The sequence below is a fragment of the Algoriphagus mannitolivorans DSM 15301 genome (assembly GCF_000429425.1).
Lineage (GTDB): Bacteria > Bacteroidota > Bacteroidia > Cytophagales > Cyclobacteriaceae > Algoriphagus > Algoriphagus mannitolivorans.
In genome coordinates this window covers 99,700-117,988 of sequence record NZ_AUBV01000007.1, presented here as the reverse complement: position 1 = coordinate 117,988, position 18,289 = coordinate 99,700, and the positions used below count along the sequence as shown (strand labels likewise).

The following is an 18,289-nucleotide window of genomic DNA, read 5'->3' as shown; positions in this document are numbered from 1 at the left end:
CATATTTCGGAAGCCCTTTTTTTAATTTTCTACCACCAACTCAACCCTTCGGTTTTTGGCTCTTCCAGCCTCAGTAACATTGGAAGCTATAGGTCGGGTACCACCCCAACCCGAAATTCTTACCCGCTCAAATTCTACTCCCTTAGACACCAAATAATCCCGTACACTTCCTGCTCTTTCCAAAGAAAGCTGCTTATTGAGCCCCGGATCACCGACATTATCCGTATGTCCGTTGATTCTAATTTTCAAAGAGGGATTTTCTTTTAAAAATTCTGCCAAATCAGCCAATACTTTTTCGGTCTGGTCTTTTTCAAGTTCGGAAGTTCCTCTTTTGAAATTCACATTATCCAAAAGCACCACGTTTCCGGATTCAGCTTTGGTCATTTGAACCAAATTTGAGGTTTTATTATCCAATGAAGAAACTTGTACCAATTTTGGGAAATAACCCGCAGAATTCACTTTGATCTGAGTGAATCCTTTGGTGTTCAATTCTGATAAAAGAAGAACTCCATTAAGAGATTCTGTTAAATCACCTTTGATTCCCTGAAGTGTGAAATCAAGCTTGATTTTGGTTTTCCCGTCGATTACATACCAGGCAAGTGGGGATTCTTTTTCCTCTTGGACGATAATCAATCTATTTTCCATTTGTGGAATTGACTCAGGAAACTTGGATGGAGCCACTGTTTTGGGAGCAGTAGGTGCCTTTGCTTCTGACTTCACAGGAGCTTCATTTTTTGGAACTTCAAATTTCTCAGGAAAAACCAAAGGTACAGGAGTCGCAAAAGTCATCAAATCAGCGAATCCATCACTGTTTTGAGTACTTGTCCAAACGACCTCTTTGTCTTCAATAAGTGTAACCGAACCCTCGGAACCTCTGGTGCTGATTTGAGACCATTTTACCGGAACGCTCCAATCTTGCCAAGATTCCCCGATTTTTTTTGCAATCAGAATATCTTTTCCTGTGGCCTCAGGATGAGAATTGCTCGAGAAAAGCAATTCCTGCTTTTTAGGATTGAAAAATGGCCCCATGTCCTGAGCCTTCCCATTGATTGCAGGACCTAATGATGTCAAGGAAGACCATTCTGTGGGTCCTGTTTTTTCAGAAATGTAAATATCTTCATTGCCATACCCACCTTCGAGAACAGCAGAGATCAAGATTTGCTTACCTCCTTCTACCACCCTTCCGCTCACAGCGCCTTGCTTCGTTTGGACCGCAGGAAAATTCACTTTCCTCAGATAATTCCAGTCTTGGCCAAACTTGGAATATTGATGCAAAGTGACATTTCCAGACTCCTGACGAATCACTAGAAGCGTAAGAATATCCTCCAAACCTAAAGCTAAGTCAAATCCTGTACTGCTCAGATCAGGTCGGTGGACTGCGGTTTCCCATTCGCCCGAAGCGTTTTTCCGAGTCATCCAAATATCTCCCGGGTCCTTTTCTCCTCCCAGATTTTTGGGATGAAAAGCTCGGGTAAATAACAGGATGTTGTTTCCAATCCAGACAGGATTGATATCATCATTTGGGGAGTTGGCTCCGGAAAGAGACTTGATTTCCTGAGCAGACAATAGGGTTGACAAACAAAAAGCAAGCAACACCAGGCTGCTTGCTTTGAGATAAACTGATTTAAAGTTTTTCATAATTATTGATCCAGCACAATGGCAAATACCAATGGAGCTACGATCGTTGCATCTGATTCAATAATGTACTTGGGTGTTTCCAATCCTAGCTTACCCCAAGTGATCTTTTCGTTTGGCACAGCCCCAGAATAAGACCCATAGGAGGTAGTAGAATCTGAAATCTGACAGAAATAACCCCAAAGAGGCACATTACTTCTTTGCAAATCCTGATGCAACATCGGAACCACACAGATAGGGAAGTCTCCTGCAATTCCCCCGCCAATTTGGAAAAATCCAACTTTACTTTCTTCAGTAGCATTGGTAGTGTACCACTCTGCCAGGAACATCATGTACTCAATTCCGCTTCTTACCGTATGTACATTTTTCACATCACCGGAAATCACGTGACCCGCATACATATTTCCTAATGTAGAATCTTCCCATCCTGGAACAATGATCGGAAGGTTTTTCTTAGCCGCTTCAAGCAACCAGCTGTTTTTTGGATCGATTTGGTAAGACTTTTCCAATTTTCCAGAAAGAAGGATTTTATAGAAAAACTCGTGAGGGAAATAGCTTTCTCCTGCCTGATCAGCTTTGGTCCATTCTTCCAAAATCACATCTTCAATCCTACGCATGGCTTCCATTTCTGGAATACAGGTGTCTGTCACCCTGTTCATGTGGCGATTCAATAAGTCTTGCTCCTGCTCTGGAGAAAGTTCACGGTAATTTGGTACCCTTTCATAATAATCATGTGCTACTAGGTTAAACACATCTTCTTCCAAGTTTGCGCCGGTGCAAGAGATGATTTGCACTTTATCCTGACGGATCATTTCAGCCAAGGAAATTCCCAATTCAGCAGTGGACATGGCTCCAGCAAGTGTAACCATCATTTTTCCACCTTCATTAAGGTGAGTTTTATAACCTTCTGCCGCATCAATAAGCGCAGCTGCATTGAAATGGCGGTAGTTGTGTTTTAAAAATTCGGTGATTTTCATGATTTATGAGTTTTCTATAGAGCGGCAAAATTACCCAAAAATTCAGCCATAAAAAAACCCGGAAAAATCCGGGTTTTTAGAAGCTGAAACTTCTTGAAATTATTTTTTTGCGGTAGAATCAGCAGCTGCTGGTTTGACAGCAGATGGATTCGCATTGTATTTCTTGTTCAATCCTTCCACTACTGATTGAGTCACATCGATAGCATCAGTAGCATACCAGATGGCACCGCCACGAGTGTAGCTCAATATCAGATCAATTCCGTTCTCTTGAGCATATTCTTTCAAATATGTCTGCACTTGCTCATAAACGTCATTGTAAAGTGAGGTCTCGTCTGCAGAAAGTTCCTGCATGAGGTTATTTCTGTAGGTCATCAGGTTTTGCTCCTTTTGCATCAATTCCTCTTGCTTTGCTCTCTGCTGGTTTGGAGTCATATTTCCTCCGGTTTGCTGAAAAGTAGCTACTTCCTGCTCAAAGCCTCTGGCTCTCGACTGAAGGTCACCTTCAAATCTTTTTCCCTTATCGGTAATTTCTTCTGACTTCTTCTTAAAGAAATCATACTTGTTGATCACTGAATCTGTGTAAACATAAGCCACTTTCATATCTGCCGCAGACATTCCCTCACCTGATTCAGCTGAAGTGGTGGATTCTGTGGAGGTCTTTTGGTCACAAGAATAGAAGAATACAGAAGCTAATCCCAGCATTCCGACGAATAGTAATCCTTTTTTCACTTTTTAATCGTTATGGTTGACAGGGCGCAAATATATAGAAAGTATTGATTTTCCAAGGAGGGATACTTTCTCCTGCCGTTAAATATGGTTAATGCTTAAAAATACATTTCTTGTGCTAAGCGATATACCTGAGCATGTGCATCAATCACATCTTTAATACGAGGAGAATAACCTCCTCCCATACAGCCCATAACAGGTACATTTTGTTGTTTGGCTAAAGACAAAACCATTTTATCTCTGAGATGAATCCCTTCCATACTCAAACCCAGACGGCCTAGTTTGTCGGATTTCAAGGGGTCAACTCCGGATTGATAGATAATAAAGTCAGGTTCAAACCTTTTCAAAACTTCTATCAGGCTATTTTCCAAAGAATAAAGGTAAAATTCATCCCCACATCCATCCGGTAGCTCAATATCCAGGTCGGATTTCTCTTTTCGATGTGGATAGTTTTTGGCACCGTGCATACTAAAGGTGAAGACTCTTGGATCATTTTGAAAAATTTCGGCTGTTCCGTTGCCTTGATGAACGTCCAGGTCCACCACCAATACTCTATTGGAGAGGTTGTTATTTAGGAGATAATTACTGGTGATGGCTATGTCATTCAACAAACAAAAACCTTCTCCTCTATCCGTAAATGCATGATGAGTTCCTCCAGCAATATTAAATGCTATTCCGTGCTCCAAAGCAAATAATCCCGCCTGGACAGAGCCTCCCATGATTAATATTTCCCTGTCAATCAATTCTGAACTCAGAGGAAATCCAGTTGCCCGAATTTCTGCTTTAGATAAAGAAAGAGTTTTTAGCTTCTTGAAATATTCAGAGCAATGAGTGTTAACAATCCATTTTTCTTCCAATGGCTCGGGCTCGAAAAGATTTTCAGGATGAATAGTTCCTTCATACAGAAGCTGCTCTGGGAGGAGGGTGTATTTTTCCATCGGGAATCGATGACCTTCTGGCAAAGGATGGCAATAAAGAGGTGAATAGGCAATCTTAAGCATAAAAAAAACGCTGATTATTAACCAGCGCCAAATGATAATGTTTAGAATCCAATTTAGATTTCGTCTTCCTCAGTCTGGAAAGAATACATAGTTTCATCTAAAACTAAAGTATCATCGTTGAACTCCTGAACGAACTTCTTAATCACTTTTTCATTGATTTCTTCTACATTCAGAGCTGCATCGAGTCCTATTCCGAAATCATGGTTGGTATCTATATCCACAAATTCCTGAACTTTTACGGCTTCCTCATCTTCCAGCTCCATGATGATTTCGGTAATAAACCAACCAATTTCCTCCTCTTCGCTTGAAAGCGGCTTAAGGTTTCCCTCCTCGTCTTCTTCATAATTAATCCCTTTGAAATTAGGGAACTTCTTAGCTGCTTCATGCTCTGCAAGTTCATAGACTTCGCTAGAATGATGCAGTCTTAGCGTGTACAGCGCCGCATCGTAGATCACGGGCTTGCCTTCAAACATGCCGATAAAAAGAAAGTTGACGAACTCCTCCGAATTGCCTGGGTCAGGCACAACCTTAAATGTCTTCCCTGACTTCTTTAATTCAGCCTGAAGTTCTTCAATCTTTGTCGGGTCAAACCCGGGATTTGCTAATTGCATATATAAAAACTTTTGTTAATTGTAATACCAGTACTTATAGGTCAAAATCGATTTTCTGATTCCAGAAAGAAAATAAATTAATAAAATGAATTCGACAAAATATAATGAAGATTTTGTGAAAAAATTAATTCGAACCAAGGAAGGTAAACATCTGGATTTCAAGCAAAAAATCACTTCAAAAGAAAAAATCGCAAAAACACTTTCTGCATTTTCAAACACTGCCGGTGGACTGATTTTGATTGGGGTATCCGATAAAAAAAGGATTGTGGGTGTAGATCCCGAAGAGGAAAAATATATGGTTGAAACAGCCAATGAGGAATTTTGTACCCCAAAAGCCACTCTTTCATTTTATCCGATCAAATGGACCCAAGATTCTGAAAATCTCTTGGAAAATGATGAAGACATTTATTTGCTATTAGTAGAGGTAGCTTCTTCTACAGGTTCCAAAGTATACTGTAAAGGCAAATTGGGAGAATTAAAGGCATACCAAAGAATCGAAGATCAAACTTTGGCTATTTCGAATTCATATTGACTCCAAAAATTCCATTGATTAAACTCAATACAATGGCGAAACCCAAAGCCCACCAAAATCCGTCCACAGAAAACCCTGGAATAAAATAGGCAGCGATCAACACCACTAAAGCATTGATTACCAACAAAAATAAGCCAAAGGTGATCAGGGTAACAGGAAGGGTCAGAATGATAAAAATGGGCTTAATCGTGAAATTGATCAGAATAATTACCCCTGCCAAAATAAATCCAGTCACCCAGGAGTCCAATACAACTCCTTTAAGAAGCAAATCAGCGATTAAAATGGATATTCCTCCAACAATGATTTTAGTAAGAATAGAGGTAGGTTGATTTCTTGATTCCATAGGAATTAAAGATAAATGCATATCCCGACCAATCAAAACCTGAGATGAATCAGTTGTAATTTTCAAAGCTTGGGTAAACCATGACAGGTATATTTCCCCGGGTGTCTTATATTTGTATTATAAACTTAACAATCAACCGAGTGATTATTATCATCTTCTTTCTATTACACTGGTATTTCTCCCTGTTTTGCCAAAGTTTTTTCCTTCACCGATATGCTGCTCATCAAATGTTTGTGATGAATAAGTATTGGGAAAAATTCTTCTACGTCTTCACTTGGATCTGGCAAGGAAGCTCTTACTTATCCCCTAGAGCTTATGCTATCCTACACAGAATGCACCACGCCTATTCGGATACACCTAAGGATCCACATAGTCCACACCACACTGAAAACCTGTTTACGATGATGTGGAAAACCAAAAACATCTACAACGATTACTTTAGCTTCAAGCTTAAGCCTGAAGAAAGGTTTTCCAAAGATATCCCGGATTGGTTGGCATTCGACAGGTTTGCTGATAGCATGGGGGTGAGAGTTGCCTGGGGATTGCTGTATGTACTGATCTATGTTCTTTGCATCACGGTTTTTGACCTACCCGGCACACACTGGTGGATGTACTTTTTGCTTCCAATTCATTTCCTGATGGGCCCGGTACATGGTGCCATTGTAAACTGGAGTGGACACAAGTATGGCTATGCCAACTTTGACAACAACGATAAATCAAAAAACAGTCTTCTTTTGGATGTGTTGATGTTGGGTGAATTATTCCAAAACAACCATCATAAGCTACCTAACCGTCCGAATTTCGCAGTGAAATGGTATGAATTTGATCCAACCTATCCAGTGGTCAAGCTTCTCCATGCAACGGGGATCATAAAATTGAGAACTGCTTAACTTCAAAAAAAATTATAAAGGCCTTATTTCTAAGGCCTTTTTCTTTGACTAGAAAAAAAATTTGAACTAAATCCTAAAATATTTTCAATTTTTCTTTGCATTCAGAAACTAAAGCAATAATTTTCTTTCGAATTAAAACTTAACACCTTATGAAACCATTAACTAGAGCAGAAGAGGAGATCATGCAAATCCTCTGGGATATCGAAAGAGGATTCGTGAAAGACATCCTTGTCCCAATGACAGAGCCAAAGCCAGCATACAACACCGTATCAACGATTGTGAGAATCCTTGAACGGAAAGGTTTTGTGAGCCACAAATCCTATGGCAAGAGCCATGAGTACTTTCCAATAGTATCCAAAGACGAGTATCGAACATTCATTATCAAAAGAATGCTCGAAGGGTATTTTGAAAACTCATTCTCGAAGCTTTCACAATTCTTCAAGAACGACGAATCCTTGAATACCAAACAATATCAGTAAATACTAAGTGGATAAGCAATCAAAAAAACCCGGCCTTTTAGACCGGGTTTTTTGCTTTACTGAATATCCTTTAATAGTTCTTCTACTGCCTTTTCAAGCTGCTGATCGATGCCTTTGTCAATTTTTCCTGGCATATTTTTTATCTCAAATTGGGGCTTGGTTTCGTTGTTTTCAAGCCATTCTCCGGCTTTATTTTTGGCTGAGATCGGCACAGCACCCCAACGAATTCCGTTGGGCAACCCTTCCCAACCTGCAAAGGAACAAGTTCCCGGTGTTGGCATTCCCACGGTCTTTCCAATATTAAGATCCGTATAGCCACAGGCAAAACAGTGGCCGTCAGAATAGTTGGCCTCATTAAACATGGCGAGAGTTGGCTTCGTCCATCGGGCTGTCGGCTCACCACCTACTACCTTATCTGCTGTGGCATAAGTCAAGAAAGCCTCCCCGGTGAAAAACATTGCCAAATCAGCAACTAGGTCACCACCACCGTTAAATCGAGTATCTACCACAATTCCAGCTTTCTCATAATACTTACCAAGCATGTCTTCCAATACATTTCTGTAAGGCCCATCGCTCATGCCTGGAATGTGTACATAGCCAAGCTTTCCACCACTAAGCTTTTCAACTTCTTCCTGGTTTTTTTTGACCCATCGCTTATACAGCAATTGTCCTTCTTCGCCTAAAGAAATTGGTTTTACCGTGTATTGTTTTCGGGAATTGCTGGAAGGATCCAAGACTTCCACCAAAGTGAATTTATCAGCCTTTCTGTTCAGAAGTTTTGCAAAATCAACCCCTGAAGACACCAGTTCACCATCTATTCTTTCAATAATCATCCCCGGCTTAACTTCAATTCCTGCTTTATCCAAAGGTCCGCCTTTGATTACTTCTACTATTTTGATTCCGTCTCCTTTGTGGGCATAATCGTGGAAAATACCCAAAGAGGCAGTGGCATCAGCCATCGGAATGGATCTGGAATACCTTGCACCTGCGTGAGACACATTTAATTCTCCGATCATTTCGGACAGCATCTCAGAGAATTCATACCCATTGCCGATGGAAGGAAGGTATTTCTCATAGTCAGGTCTTATGGCTTCCCAGTCAACCCCGTGCATGTCTGGAGTATAAAACATGCCTTTGGTTCTCAACCAAACATGATCAAACAAATGAGCCGTTTCCGCATTGAGGTCAAAGGTCATTTCACCGGAAATCTTTATGTTTTCCTTTTTCATTCCCTCAGGATTGATTTTGGAGATAGATCCATCCGAAAGTAAGAATAGATTTTTCTGCTCCTTGTCCCAAAACAGTCTACCAGAATTAGCATTCAGGCTAATTTCCATTTTGGTGTCTTTGGTTCTAAGATCTGTTGACCAAAGATTCATTCCTTTCTCAAAGCGAGCTAGGTAGTATAATTTCTCTCCGTCTTTTGAGAGAACAGCATCCCCCATCAAGGACGAATGAATCGTCAATCTTGCTTTTCTATCCTCAAATCCGTCCCAGTTAAACTTAATATCTTCCGCCTTTTTGACTTCACTCTTGTCGCTTTTAGACTTATCCTCTTCCTTTTCCGATTTTTTGGCTTTTTCGATTTCTTTCAAAAGCTCAAACTCTTCTTTGCTTAACCTAAATTTATCCCAAGCTTCTTGATCAAAGAAAAGCGTATAAACATCTTCTTCCATCCTTCCGCTCGTCGCATAGCTTCTAAGACCATCCCGATTGGAAAACCATATCATTTGTTTTCCTCCATTAATCCATTTGGCATTATCATCAGAATAGCCACTTTGGGTAAGTTTTCGCATCTTTTCCTTTCCTGAGGCATCCAAAAGAACCACCTCAGAATTGGTCATCGTTGGCCGATAACTCGCCAATAGCCACTTACTGTCAGGACTCCAGGTAAAATACTGATCTCCGTCTCTCATGTGAAAAAGAAGATCCGGCCCCATCAAAGTCACTGTCGCTTTGGTGGCCAGATCCAAAACTTTCAAGCTGCGTCTTCCTTCGACATAGGCCAATTTTTTTCCGTCAGGTGAAAATTTAGGCAGGTAGGCGTCAGAGGAAACAGAAACCAGCGGCTCTTCTTTGATCAATGTGGAAGCAAAGAAGAAAGGCTCTTCCGCACGAACCTTACTGGCTTTATAGATCTGCCATTTACTGTTTCTCTCTGAAGCATAAATCAGAGATTTTCCATCAGGAGCAAATTCCACAAATCGTTCCTGCTCTGGTGTATTGGTGATTCTTTTGGTCAATGAACCATCCACTGAGGTAACAAACACCTCTCCTCTGGCAATGAAGGCAATTTCTTTTCCATCTGGGGAAAGGGCCATCTCTCCCACTCCACCATTGATGGAAATGTAATTATCAGGATTGGAAATAGACTGGGTGGCGATCGAAACTTGGACCTTTTGGGCTTGTCCTCCTTTTTTCAAAGTGTACAACTCCCCATCATAGCTGAAGCTCATCGTTCCATTCTGAGCAATGGAGAGGAATCGTACTGGAAACTTAGAAAAGTTGGTTAAAGCCTGAGTTTGTGCAGGGTTCGTGGTGGACATGCTAAACACATTGAAGCTGCCATTTTCCTCAGATAGATAAAATATCTCTGTTTCATCAGGAGAAAAAACCGGGTTTCTGTCTTCACCATAAAACTTTGTCAGCATGGTATGGGTATTGGTTTTCCCATCATACATCCAAATATCCCGTGCAATCCCAGATTGATGGTGTTTTCTCCATTCATTTTCTCCACCTTTTTTATCGTGGTAGATCATTTTGGAGCCGTCTTTACTGGTTTGGACATACTCTGCAGGTATCGTCCAAATCTGGTCCACTCTTCCACCTTTTTTGGGAACTTGGTAGAGTTCGGGCTGGGAACCTGTAGGATATTGACGGTGCTCAGCGATATCCATTCGAGTAGTACCAAAAATGACCTTTTCCCCATCTGAAGTAAAATCATATGGTAATTCATCATTGGAATGATAGGTCAATCGAGTCGCTTCACCTCCGGCAGCACTCATGATGAAAATATCAAAATTCCCATATCGGTCTGAGGCAAAGGCAATCTGACTCCCATCTTTAGACCAGACAGGCTTAAAATCATGCGCCTCATGAAAGGTCAATTGGGTGGCTTTGCCTCCTGAACTGGCCACCAAATAAAGGTCTCCTTTGTATGTAAAAACAATCTGAGAACCATCTGGAGAGATCGCTGGGTACCGAAGCCAATTGGGGGCAGCTTGTCCAAAAGCCTGCGAACCCAAAAGCATAGCCAGCCCGTAGGCAAAACTTCGAAAATATTTTTTCATAGGGTATTTATTGATTCAACTCAAAGTAAATAAAAATCTCGCGTCATTGTTTTTTGCTTTGACAAACGGCTCAAAAGTCTACTTCTCCAAATTGGCTTTTGATTTCCATACTCTATTCCTTCAGCCTATATTTGCAGCCATACTAAAATCGACCCTTTTTCAATGAATTCATTTATAGAAGAACTGAGATGGAGAGGAATGCTTCAGGACATGACTCCAGAGATAGAAGAACACCTTGCCAAAGGCATGGCTTCCGCCTATCTGGGATTTGATCCTACGGCAGATTCTCTGCATATCGGTCATCTCGTCGGTGTGATGACTCTCCTTCATTTTCAACGGGCAGGACATAAGCCTTTTGCGCTCGTGGGAGGTGCCACTGGGATGATTGGAGATCCATCATTTAAGTCTGCTGAAAGAAATCTGCTGGACAAAGCTACCCTTGACCATAATGTAGCCTGTATTCAAAATCAGCTTTCCAAGTTCCTGGACTTTTCTGGTGCATCATCCAACAAAGCTGAATTGGTCAATAATTACGACTGGATGTCCCAGTTTTCCTTTTTGGAATTTATCCGGGATGTAGGCAAACACATCACCGTCAATTACATGATGTCCAAGGATAGTGTCAAAAGACGTTTGGAAGATGGAAACGGGCTTTCATTCACGGAATTCAGCTACCAGCTTATTCAGGGATATGACTTTTTCCATTTGTGGAAAAACATGAACTGCACCGTTCAGCTTGGCGGTTCGGATCAATGGGGTAACATCGTCACTGGAACTGAATTAATCAGAAGGATGGGTGGAGGAAGTGCTTATGCTCTGACTGTTCCATTGATTACCAAAGCAGACGGGACCAAGTTTGGTAAGACAGAAAGTGGATCTGTATGGCTGGATCCAGAGAAAACTTCTCCCTATGCATTTTACCAGTTTTGGCTAAATGTTTCCGATGAGGATGCTTCCAAATACATCCGGATTTTCACGGTTTTAGATCAAAAAACCATAGAAAACTTGGAAGTAGAACATGCTCAAGCCCCCCATTTGAGATTGCTTCAAAAGGAGATCGCGAAAGAGGTTACTACCATGGTTCACAGCAAAGAGGACTATGAAATGGCTGTTAAGGCTTCAGAAATTCTCTTCGGAAAGTCTTCTACCGAAGACTTGGAATCCTTGGATGAGCGAACTTTCCTTGCAGTGTTTGAAGGAGTTCCTCAAGTTCAACTTTCAAAGGAAGAATATGCCGGAATTGAAAATACACTGGATCTATTCGGTGAAAAAACCCAGGCCCAAATTTTCCCTTCCAAAGGGGAAGCAAGAAAGATGATCCAGGGCGGAGGCGTCAGTATCAATAAAGAAAAACTCAGTGATCCCAATGCTCCTCTGAATGTCAGACTCTTGCAAAACAAGTATTTGCTCATCCAAAAAGGAAAGAAAAATTATTTCATTTTGGAAGTAAAATAAACCCTTGAAATCCAATTGAAAAGGCCTCAAAAATTAAATTTGAGGCCTTTTTTACTTTTTTTGGCCAGAGGTCAATACCTTTTATTGACCTTGATTTAATATCTTTGATCTCCATTTTTCAACAAAAAGAACGAACTCATGGCAGGAGAAAAAAATAAGGAAAAACTGATCTTAGATGCAGCTGTTTCACTTTTCACCTCAAAAGGATACACTGCCACACGAATGGAAGATGTGGCCAAAAAAGCAGGAATCAGTAAGGGACTCACCTACTTCTATTACAAAAACAAGGAAGACCTTTTCATGGCATTGACCAAAAAAGCTTTCGACCAATTCAAAGAAGAGTTCCGGGAATCCTTCAGATCTAAGGGAAAAAGCGGTCTGGAAATGATCACCGATCTCGTGCAAAGGATCTGGACCTTTGCCAAAGAGCAGCCTGTTTATTACCAAGCAATCTTACATTTTCTGGATTTGATGAAAAAATACACTAATCCAAAACTCAGAAACGAAATCGATCCTTTGGTTTTGGATTCCATTCATTTCCATAAGCTATTGGAGCTTCACCATGAGCCGGCAAGAATCGGCATACAGATGGTTTCTCAAGGCATCAAGGACGGAAGTATCCGGCCTGAACTTCAGCCAGAAATCACCTTTTTCACAATCTGGAGCATGATTATTGGCTTTGAAAAAATGAGTGGACCGGTAGAATACGAAAACAAAGAATTTAAAATCAGTCCCGAATCCTGGCAACCAGGATTCATCAAGTTGATGCAGGATATGCTGAAAGGAACCGTGCAGGCAAGTAAGCCACAAATAGTCCAAGCCAGTTTGTTTTGAGTAAAAAAAATAGGCTGTTCATTGGAACAGCCTATTTTCTTTAATTGCTATCTACTTTTCCAAAGCTCTTTTAGCGGATTTCCGTTGATCAGGAGGACAAATCTTGCGGGATTAGGAATTAAAACAATCCTCATATCCACTTTTCCTAATTCATCCGATTCGATTGGAACTCCTTCATTGCCCACTACTTCATAGGTCACGATCCCTTTGGCATCCGGAAGCATTTCCTTGTACTTATTGGCCAAATAAGCTGTAGGAAGTAATATATCAGTATCAGACTTCAGCTTAGCGTAAATTTTTTCCAATTGAGGTTCGAAAATTTCTTCATATTCCTCATTGAAATCATCCTCCAAGTCATGCAACGCTTCCTCCAAATCATCATAGCTTTCATCGCTATAATCCATCTCGCTTAGAAGATTTCTCTTTTTGACAATTTCGGTAAGCTGTTCGTCCAGTTTATCCCAATTCATGAAATACTCGTTTGTTTGGTTAGAAATGCAAAGATGGCTAATCCTAAATTTTTCCCCGAACAAAATGGGGATTATTCACTGACCAAAAGGATTTTTCCATTGCGCCCGGGCTTTTCATAGGCAAGAATGGCTTCCCTGAAGTTTTCCAAGGTGAATTTACCATCCACATCTACTTTGGAATTTTCATTCATCAGAAAACCAAAAACAGTCGCAAACGCTTTTTTGCGCACTTCTTCAGAAATTTCTTCCACCCATGTGCTTAGCCAAAAACCTTCAATTTTTAGATTCTTGAAAATCATCAAGCCGCTATTAACCGGCATATTTTCAAGAGCCAAAGCTCCGAAAACCATCATTTTTCCTTTGGGTCTTAGACTTGCTAAAGCTTTTGCGCCTAACATTCCGCCGACTGCATCGAAAATCACGTGAACTCCGCCTTCGGTTTTCTCCGGAATAACTTTTTGGATTTTCTCGGTATCCGAATTCACCACCAAATCAGCTCCCAAATCTTCCAGAATCTTCTTTTGAAAATCATGACGTACAGTGGCTGCCACTTTGATGCCTTTGGCTTTTGCCATTTGAATGGCAAATTTTCCAAAAGCGGAAGCACCGGCAGTAACCAATAACCAATCCCCTTCCTTTAAGCCCGATTCCAACAGCATCCCATAGGCCGTCATCGGATTAACAAAGGCTTGGCAGGCAACTTCATCCGGCATTTGTGGAGGCACAGGAATAACACCCGCAGCGGGTACACAAACGAATTCTCTCCATGTACCTATTCCAAGGAAGAGTACTCTAGTTCCAGCTTTTACTTTACCTGATTCATCACCTTGTTCTACTACACCACAAGCCTCAAAACCTGCACTGCTGGGCAATTTTGGGGTAATTCCATACATCCCCCGGATAAACATCAGGTCTGAAGGATTGATATTGCGAGCCGTAACTTTTATTAATACCTCATGGGGCTTTGGACTTGGAATGGGGCTTTCTTGGAGTTTCAAAACTTCAAGTGGCATTCCGGTACTTTCAAAAATGAGTTCTTTCATTGGGGATTTATTTAATAGTATTAATCAATAATTCATCCTTAAATCTACGTTGGACAAAACTATATTTTCCTAACTTAAGGGAGTAATATAAACCAAAACACATGGATTTATCTTCTGTTTTTTCACTGGATAATAAAGTTGCCCTGATCACAGGTGCAAGTAAAGGAATCGGATTCGGCATTGCAGAGGTCTTTGCTGCAGCCGGAGCAAAAGTCGTCATCAGCAGCCGAAAGCAAGAAACGCTTGATGAAATGGCTTCCCAACTCAAGGCCAAAGGATATGAAGCGACTGGAATCGCATGCAATGTAAGTCATATGGAAGAGCTCCCTGGATTGGTGGAAAAAACCATCGAAAAGTACGGCGCAATTGACATACTCGTCAATAACGCTGCTGCTAATCCGGTTTTTGGGCCTGTACACGAAACTAGCCTAGAAGCATTTGACAAAATCATGAATGTGAATGTCAAAGCACCATTTGAACTCTGTAGACTATGTTACCCGCATTTGAGAAAATCTGCAGCTGCTTCGGTAATTAACATTTCAAGTATTGGTGGAATATCTCCTGAACATGGTTTGGGGATCTATTCTGTATCCAAATCAGCATTGATTTCTTTAACCAAAGTCTATGCAAAAGAATGGGGAGACTCCAAAATCCGGGTAAATGCCATCTGCCCCGGATTAATCCAGACTAAATTTTCAGAAGCAATTTGGACCAACGAAAAATTAATGAACATGGTATTAAACCAACTCTCTATCAAACGGGCTGGTACTTCCCATGAAATTGGTTTGATGGCTTTGTTCTTAGCCTCTGCGGCTTCCTCTTACACCACTGGGGCTGTTTTGACTGCTGATGGTGGATTTACTATTTGATTTTGATTTATGAATTCCTCCTCCATCACCCCTGAGTCCTTTACCTCTATTTTAGAAAAATATCAAGCCTTTGTAGAAACAGAACTATTTCCTATAGATCTCGACGTGGTCAAAGGTCCTTTTCGGTCTTTTTTACCCACCCTTTCTCAACTCAGAGAAAAGGCCAAAACCGAAGGCCTATTTGTGCCACACCTTTCCCAAGAAGAAGGGGGCCTTGGTTTGAATTTAGTCCAGTTTGCCCAAGTATCTGAAATTCTGGGTCAAAGTCCTATTGGCCATTATGTAATGAATTGTGCAGCTCCGGATATCGGAAATATGGAGTTGCTACATTTATTTGGGAGCCCAGCCCAAAAGAAAAATTGGCTTCAACCTCTTCAAAAAGGTGAAATCAGATCATGCTTCGCCATGACAGAGCCCAATTTGGCAGGAAGCAACCCTATCCATTTAGCCACTACCGCCATCCAAGAGGGAGATGAATACATTATCAATGGCCATAAGTGGTTTACCACAGCTGCTGATGGAGCCAAGTTCACCATTGTGATGGCAGTCACCAATCCAGAGGCTTCCTCACCCTATCAGCGAGCCAGTATGATTATCGTTCCTTTGGAAAATCCGGGATTCAAACTAATGAGAAATATCCCCATCATGGGCGAAGCTGGAGAAGACTACCTTTCCCATGCCGAAGTTAAGTTTGAAGACTGCCGAGTTCCTATCGGTAATTTGATTGGTCAAGAAGGTCAAGGATTTGCACTTGCCCAAGAAAGGCTCGGACCGGGAAGGATTCACCATTGCATGCGTTGGATTGGGATATGCGAGCGGGTTTTTGGAATGATGTGCCAAAGAGCTGTCAATAGGGAATTGGACCCTGGAAAATCCTTGGCAGACATGCAGAGTGTTCAAAATTGGATCGCAGATAGCAGAGCTGAAATTCAGGCCAGCCGGTTGATGGTGATGAATACAGCCGGCAAAATGCAGGAACTCGGTGCAAAAGCAGTTCGGGAAGAAATCTCCATGATCAAGTTTTTTGTAGCGGATGTCCTCATGAAGGTAATTGACAGGGCTATTCAAGTTCATGGAGCTTTAGGCATCACGGATGACACCTTGCTTTCTTTTTGGTACAGACATGAAAGAGGTGCCAGAATCTACGATGGTCCAGACGAGGTTCACAAAGCTGCTCTGGCAAAAAGTATTTTGAAAAAATATAAGTAAGCCGGACATGCAAGATTTTTCCAAACTGAAAGACTATTTCAGATCAAAATATACCTGGGATCCTCAGAAAATACAGATTTCTCCCCTAAGCGGAGGCTTTTCCAATTTAACTTACTTGTTGAACACTCCAGCGGGAAAATATGCTCTTCGAAGACCGCCAGTGGGAAATACAGTGTCCAAAGCACATGATATGGGCAGGGAATTCAAAGTATTGGAGTCCCTCAAAAATGCCGGGTACACCAAAATCCCTAATCCAGTTTTTTTTGAAGAAAATGAGGAAATTTTGGGAGCGCCATTTTTTCTGATGGAATTTGTGGAAGGTACTGTACTGAGAAACAAAGTACCTTCAGGGGTAATTTTTAACGAGGAAACTGCAAGAAAGCTTTCCGAAAACAGCATTCTCACTCTACTCCAGCTCCATCAGCTTGATCTTGAAAAGACAGGCTTGATTCAATTAGGAAAACCCCAAGGTTACGTCTTGAGGCAAGTGGAAGGTTGGATCGAGCGCTATTTTAAGGCAAAGACCGATGAAATTCCCGAAATGGAGAAGGCTGCGTTATGGATCAAGGAAAACATTCCTCAGCGGGAAAATACAGGCTTTATCCACAATGACTTCAAGTACGATAATTTGGTCTTGAATACAAGTCAGCTTGATCAAATCAAAGCTGTTTTGGATTGGGAAATGGCAACTGTGGGGGATCCCTTGATGGACTTGGGAACCACCCTAGCCTACTGGGCTGAGGAAAACGATTCTGACATACTGAAGCAATTTAATCTCACCCACCTGCCCGGTAATATGACACGAGAAGAGGTTATAGACTTTTATGGCCAACATAGTGAATTGGATTTGAAGGACATTTTGTTCTATTACGTTTTTGGATTGTTCAAAGTAGCCGTCATTGCACAGCAGATATACAAGCGATTCGTCCAAGGATACACACAGGATCAAAGGTTCGGGGCTTTGATCTATGTAGTAAAAGCAGCCTCTCAAAAAGCAGAAAAATCGATCAAAACCGGAAAAATATAAGCATGGAAATCAACAAAATCTGCATCCTTGGAGCAGGAACATTAGGAACAAGAGTGGCACTTCAAGCCGCTATTTCAGGCTTTGAGGTAAGTGTGTATGATATTTCTGCCACAGGATTGGAGCAGTCCAAAGTGACCATGCAGAAGATTCTTCACCAGCTTAGAAAATCGGGAAATGACGATTTGCCCGAAACCAGCGAGATTTTGAATCAAATTCAGTTCACCACTTCTCCTCAGAAAGCAGTGGAAAATGCCGACATCATCAATGAAAGTGTCACTGAAGAAATGGATATCAAAATTCAGGTTTGGAAGCAAATTGGAGATTTGGCTCCTGAAAAGACTTGGTTTACCACCAACACCTCTTACCTCCTGCCTTCTATGCTTGCTGAGGCCACTGGAAGACCCGATAAGTTTTGCGCCTTTCATTTTCATGACGTTTTTTATTCCAGAGTGGTGGATATCATGCCTCATCCATCGACAGATCCCTCCATGATCCCCATGTTGGAAAAATTGGGCAGGAAGTTGAATCAGGTCCCCGTTTTGGTCAAAAAGGAAAACCAAGGCTATATTTTCAATGCCATGCTTTTGGCATTACTTGGAGCTGCGGGTAAACTTTTGACGAAAGAGATTGCCTCCATTGAAGACATAGACCGGTCTTGGATGGTAAATTTTCATATGCCCATGGGTCCATTTGGGATAATGGATTCAATCGGGTTGGATACCGCCTGGCATGTAGTTCATAACTTACCCGACAAGGCTTCCCAAGCATTTGCGGAACTTCTAAAGTCTTATTTGGATCAGGGAAAATTGGGAGAAAAGTCCGGCGAAGGGTTTTATAAATATCCCAATCCAAAATTTAAACAATCTGGATTCTGTGATTAAATCCAAATCTTTTCTCT

General features: G+C 41.3%; 18 protein-coding genes. 9 read left to right on the top strand and 9 right to left on the bottom strand.

The window, feature by feature from the left end; translation table 11 throughout:
- Positions 1–21 precede the first annotated feature (21 nt).
- From G458_RS0108705 to G458_RS0108685, 5 genes are all read right to left on the bottom strand, one after another.
- On the bottom strand, positions 22–1,638 hold the full coding sequence (locus G458_RS0108705) for an OmpA family protein (RefSeq protein ID WP_026951563.1): 1,617 nt from the start codon (positions 1,636–1,638) through the stop codon (positions 22–24).
- 2 nt (positions 1,639–1,640) lie between these two features.
- Positions 1,641–2,612 carry a deoxyhypusine synthase family protein gene (locus G458_RS0108700; protein ID WP_026951562.1) on the bottom strand — a complete coding sequence of 324 codons (972 nt, stop codon included), beginning with the start codon at positions 2,610–2,612 and terminating at the stop codon, positions 1,641–1,643.
- 99 nt (positions 2,613–2,711) lie between these two features.
- Positions 2,712–3,341, bottom strand: coding sequence for an OmpH family outer membrane protein (locus tag G458_RS20480; RefSeq protein ID WP_245579250.1), 630 nt, complete (start codon positions 3,339–3,341; stop codon positions 2,712–2,714).
- 95 nt (positions 3,342–3,436) lie between these two features.
- Positions 3,437–4,339 (bottom strand): histone deacetylase family protein, encoded by a 903-nt coding sequence (locus G458_RS0108690; protein ID WP_026951561.1) that lies wholly within the window; start codon positions 4,337–4,339, stop codon positions 3,437–3,439.
- A 53-nt stretch (positions 4,340–4,392) separates the two neighbouring features.
- Entirely contained in the window at positions 4,393–4,950 is a 558-nt protein-coding gene (locus tag G458_RS0108685) for a hypothetical protein (RefSeq protein ID WP_026951560.1), read from the bottom strand.
- Positions 4,951–5,035: 85 nt separating this feature from the next.
- On the opposite strand from G458_RS0108685, the gene G458_RS0108680 reads away from it, so the two are divergent.
- On the top strand, positions 5,036–5,482 hold the full coding sequence (locus tag G458_RS0108680; protein ID WP_026951559.1) for an AlbA family DNA-binding domain-containing protein: 447 nt from the start codon (positions 5,036–5,038) through the stop codon (positions 5,480–5,482).
- On the opposite strand, the gene G458_RS0108675 is transcribed toward G458_RS0108680, so the two are convergent.
- Positions 5,463–5,825, bottom strand: coding sequence for a phage holin family protein (locus G458_RS0108675; RefSeq protein ID WP_026951558.1), 363 nt, complete (start codon positions 5,823–5,825; stop codon positions 5,463–5,465). The genes G458_RS0108680 and G458_RS0108675 overlap by 20 nt on opposite strands.
- Before the next feature lie 140 nt (positions 5,826–5,965).
- On the opposite strand from G458_RS0108675, the gene G458_RS0108670 reads away from it, so the two are divergent.
- Both G458_RS0108670 and G458_RS0108665 read left to right on the top strand, forming a co-directional pair.
- Complete coding sequence (locus G458_RS0108670) at positions 5,966–6,715, top strand: acyl-CoA desaturase (RefSeq protein WP_026951557.1); 750 nt, start codon at positions 5,966–5,968, stop codon at positions 6,713–6,715.
- 149 nt (positions 6,716–6,864) lie between these two features.
- A complete protein-coding gene (locus tag G458_RS0108665) occupies positions 6,865–7,194 on the top strand; it encodes a BlaI/MecI/CopY family transcriptional regulator (RefSeq protein WP_026951556.1) in 330 nt (109 codons plus the stop codon).
- A 56-nt stretch (positions 7,195–7,250) separates the two neighbouring features.
- Here the strand turns inward: G458_RS0108665 and G458_RS0108660 are convergent, their stop codons facing one another.
- On the bottom strand, positions 7,251–10,445 hold the full coding sequence (locus G458_RS0108660; protein WP_245579260.1) for a S41 family peptidase: 3,195 nt from the start codon (positions 10,443–10,445) through the stop codon (positions 7,251–7,253).
- A gap of 201 nt (positions 10,446–10,646) precedes the next feature.
- On the opposite strand from G458_RS0108660, the gene tyrS reads away from it, so the two are divergent.
- Both tyrS and G458_RS0108640 read left to right on the top strand, forming a co-directional pair.
- Positions 10,647–11,939, top strand: coding sequence for a tyrosine--tRNA ligase (gene tyrS / locus G458_RS0108650; protein ID WP_026951554.1), 1,293 nt, complete (start codon positions 10,647–10,649; stop codon positions 11,937–11,939).
- A gap of 138 nt (positions 11,940–12,077) precedes the next feature.
- The gene (locus tag G458_RS0108640) at positions 12,078–12,773 is read left to right on the top strand and encodes a TetR/AcrR family transcriptional regulator (RefSeq protein ID WP_026951553.1); all 696 of its coding nucleotides are present in this window, start codon (positions 12,078–12,080) and stop codon (positions 12,771–12,773) included.
- Positions 12,774–12,820: 47 nt separating this feature from the next.
- Here G458_RS0108640 and G458_RS0108635 read toward each other — a convergent pair whose 3' ends face one another.
- Both G458_RS0108635 and G458_RS0108630 read right to left on the bottom strand, forming a co-directional pair.
- Positions 12,821–13,243 carry a hypothetical protein gene (locus G458_RS0108635; protein WP_026951552.1) on the bottom strand — a complete coding sequence of 141 codons (423 nt, stop codon included), beginning with the start codon at positions 13,241–13,243 and terminating at the stop codon, positions 12,821–12,823.
- A 71-nt stretch (positions 13,244–13,314) separates the two neighbouring features.
- Positions 13,315–14,286 (bottom strand): zinc-dependent alcohol dehydrogenase family protein, encoded by a 972-nt coding sequence (locus tag G458_RS0108630; RefSeq protein WP_026951551.1) that lies wholly within the window; start codon positions 14,284–14,286, stop codon positions 13,315–13,317.
- 101 nt (positions 14,287–14,387) lie between these two features.
- Between G458_RS0108630 and G458_RS0108625 the strand changes: the two genes are divergently transcribed.
- Genes G458_RS0108625 through G458_RS0108610 form a run of 4 tightly spaced genes read left to right on the top strand, consistent with a single transcriptional unit; the run spans position 14,388 to position 18,272 of the window.
- Entirely contained in the window at positions 14,388–15,155 is a 768-nt protein-coding gene (locus G458_RS0108625; RefSeq protein ID WP_026951550.1) for an SDR family NAD(P)-dependent oxidoreductase, read from the top strand.
- A 9-nt stretch (positions 15,156–15,164) separates the two neighbouring features.
- Positions 15,165–16,364 carry an acyl-CoA dehydrogenase family protein gene (locus G458_RS0108620; RefSeq protein ID WP_051287153.1) on the top strand — a complete coding sequence of 400 codons (1,200 nt, stop codon included), beginning with the start codon at positions 15,165–15,167 and terminating at the stop codon, positions 16,362–16,364.
- A gap of 7 nt (positions 16,365–16,371) precedes the next feature.
- The gene (locus G458_RS20475; RefSeq protein WP_051287151.1) at positions 16,372–17,391 is read left to right on the top strand and encodes a phosphotransferase family protein; all 1,020 of its coding nucleotides are present in this window, start codon (positions 16,372–16,374) and stop codon (positions 17,389–17,391) included.
- Between the two features lie 2 nt (positions 17,392–17,393).
- The gene (locus tag G458_RS0108610; RefSeq protein WP_026951548.1) at positions 17,394–18,272 is read left to right on the top strand and encodes a 3-hydroxyacyl-CoA dehydrogenase; all 879 of its coding nucleotides are present in this window, start codon (positions 17,394–17,396) and stop codon (positions 18,270–18,272) included.
- Positions 18,273–18,289: the final 17 nt, after the last annotated feature.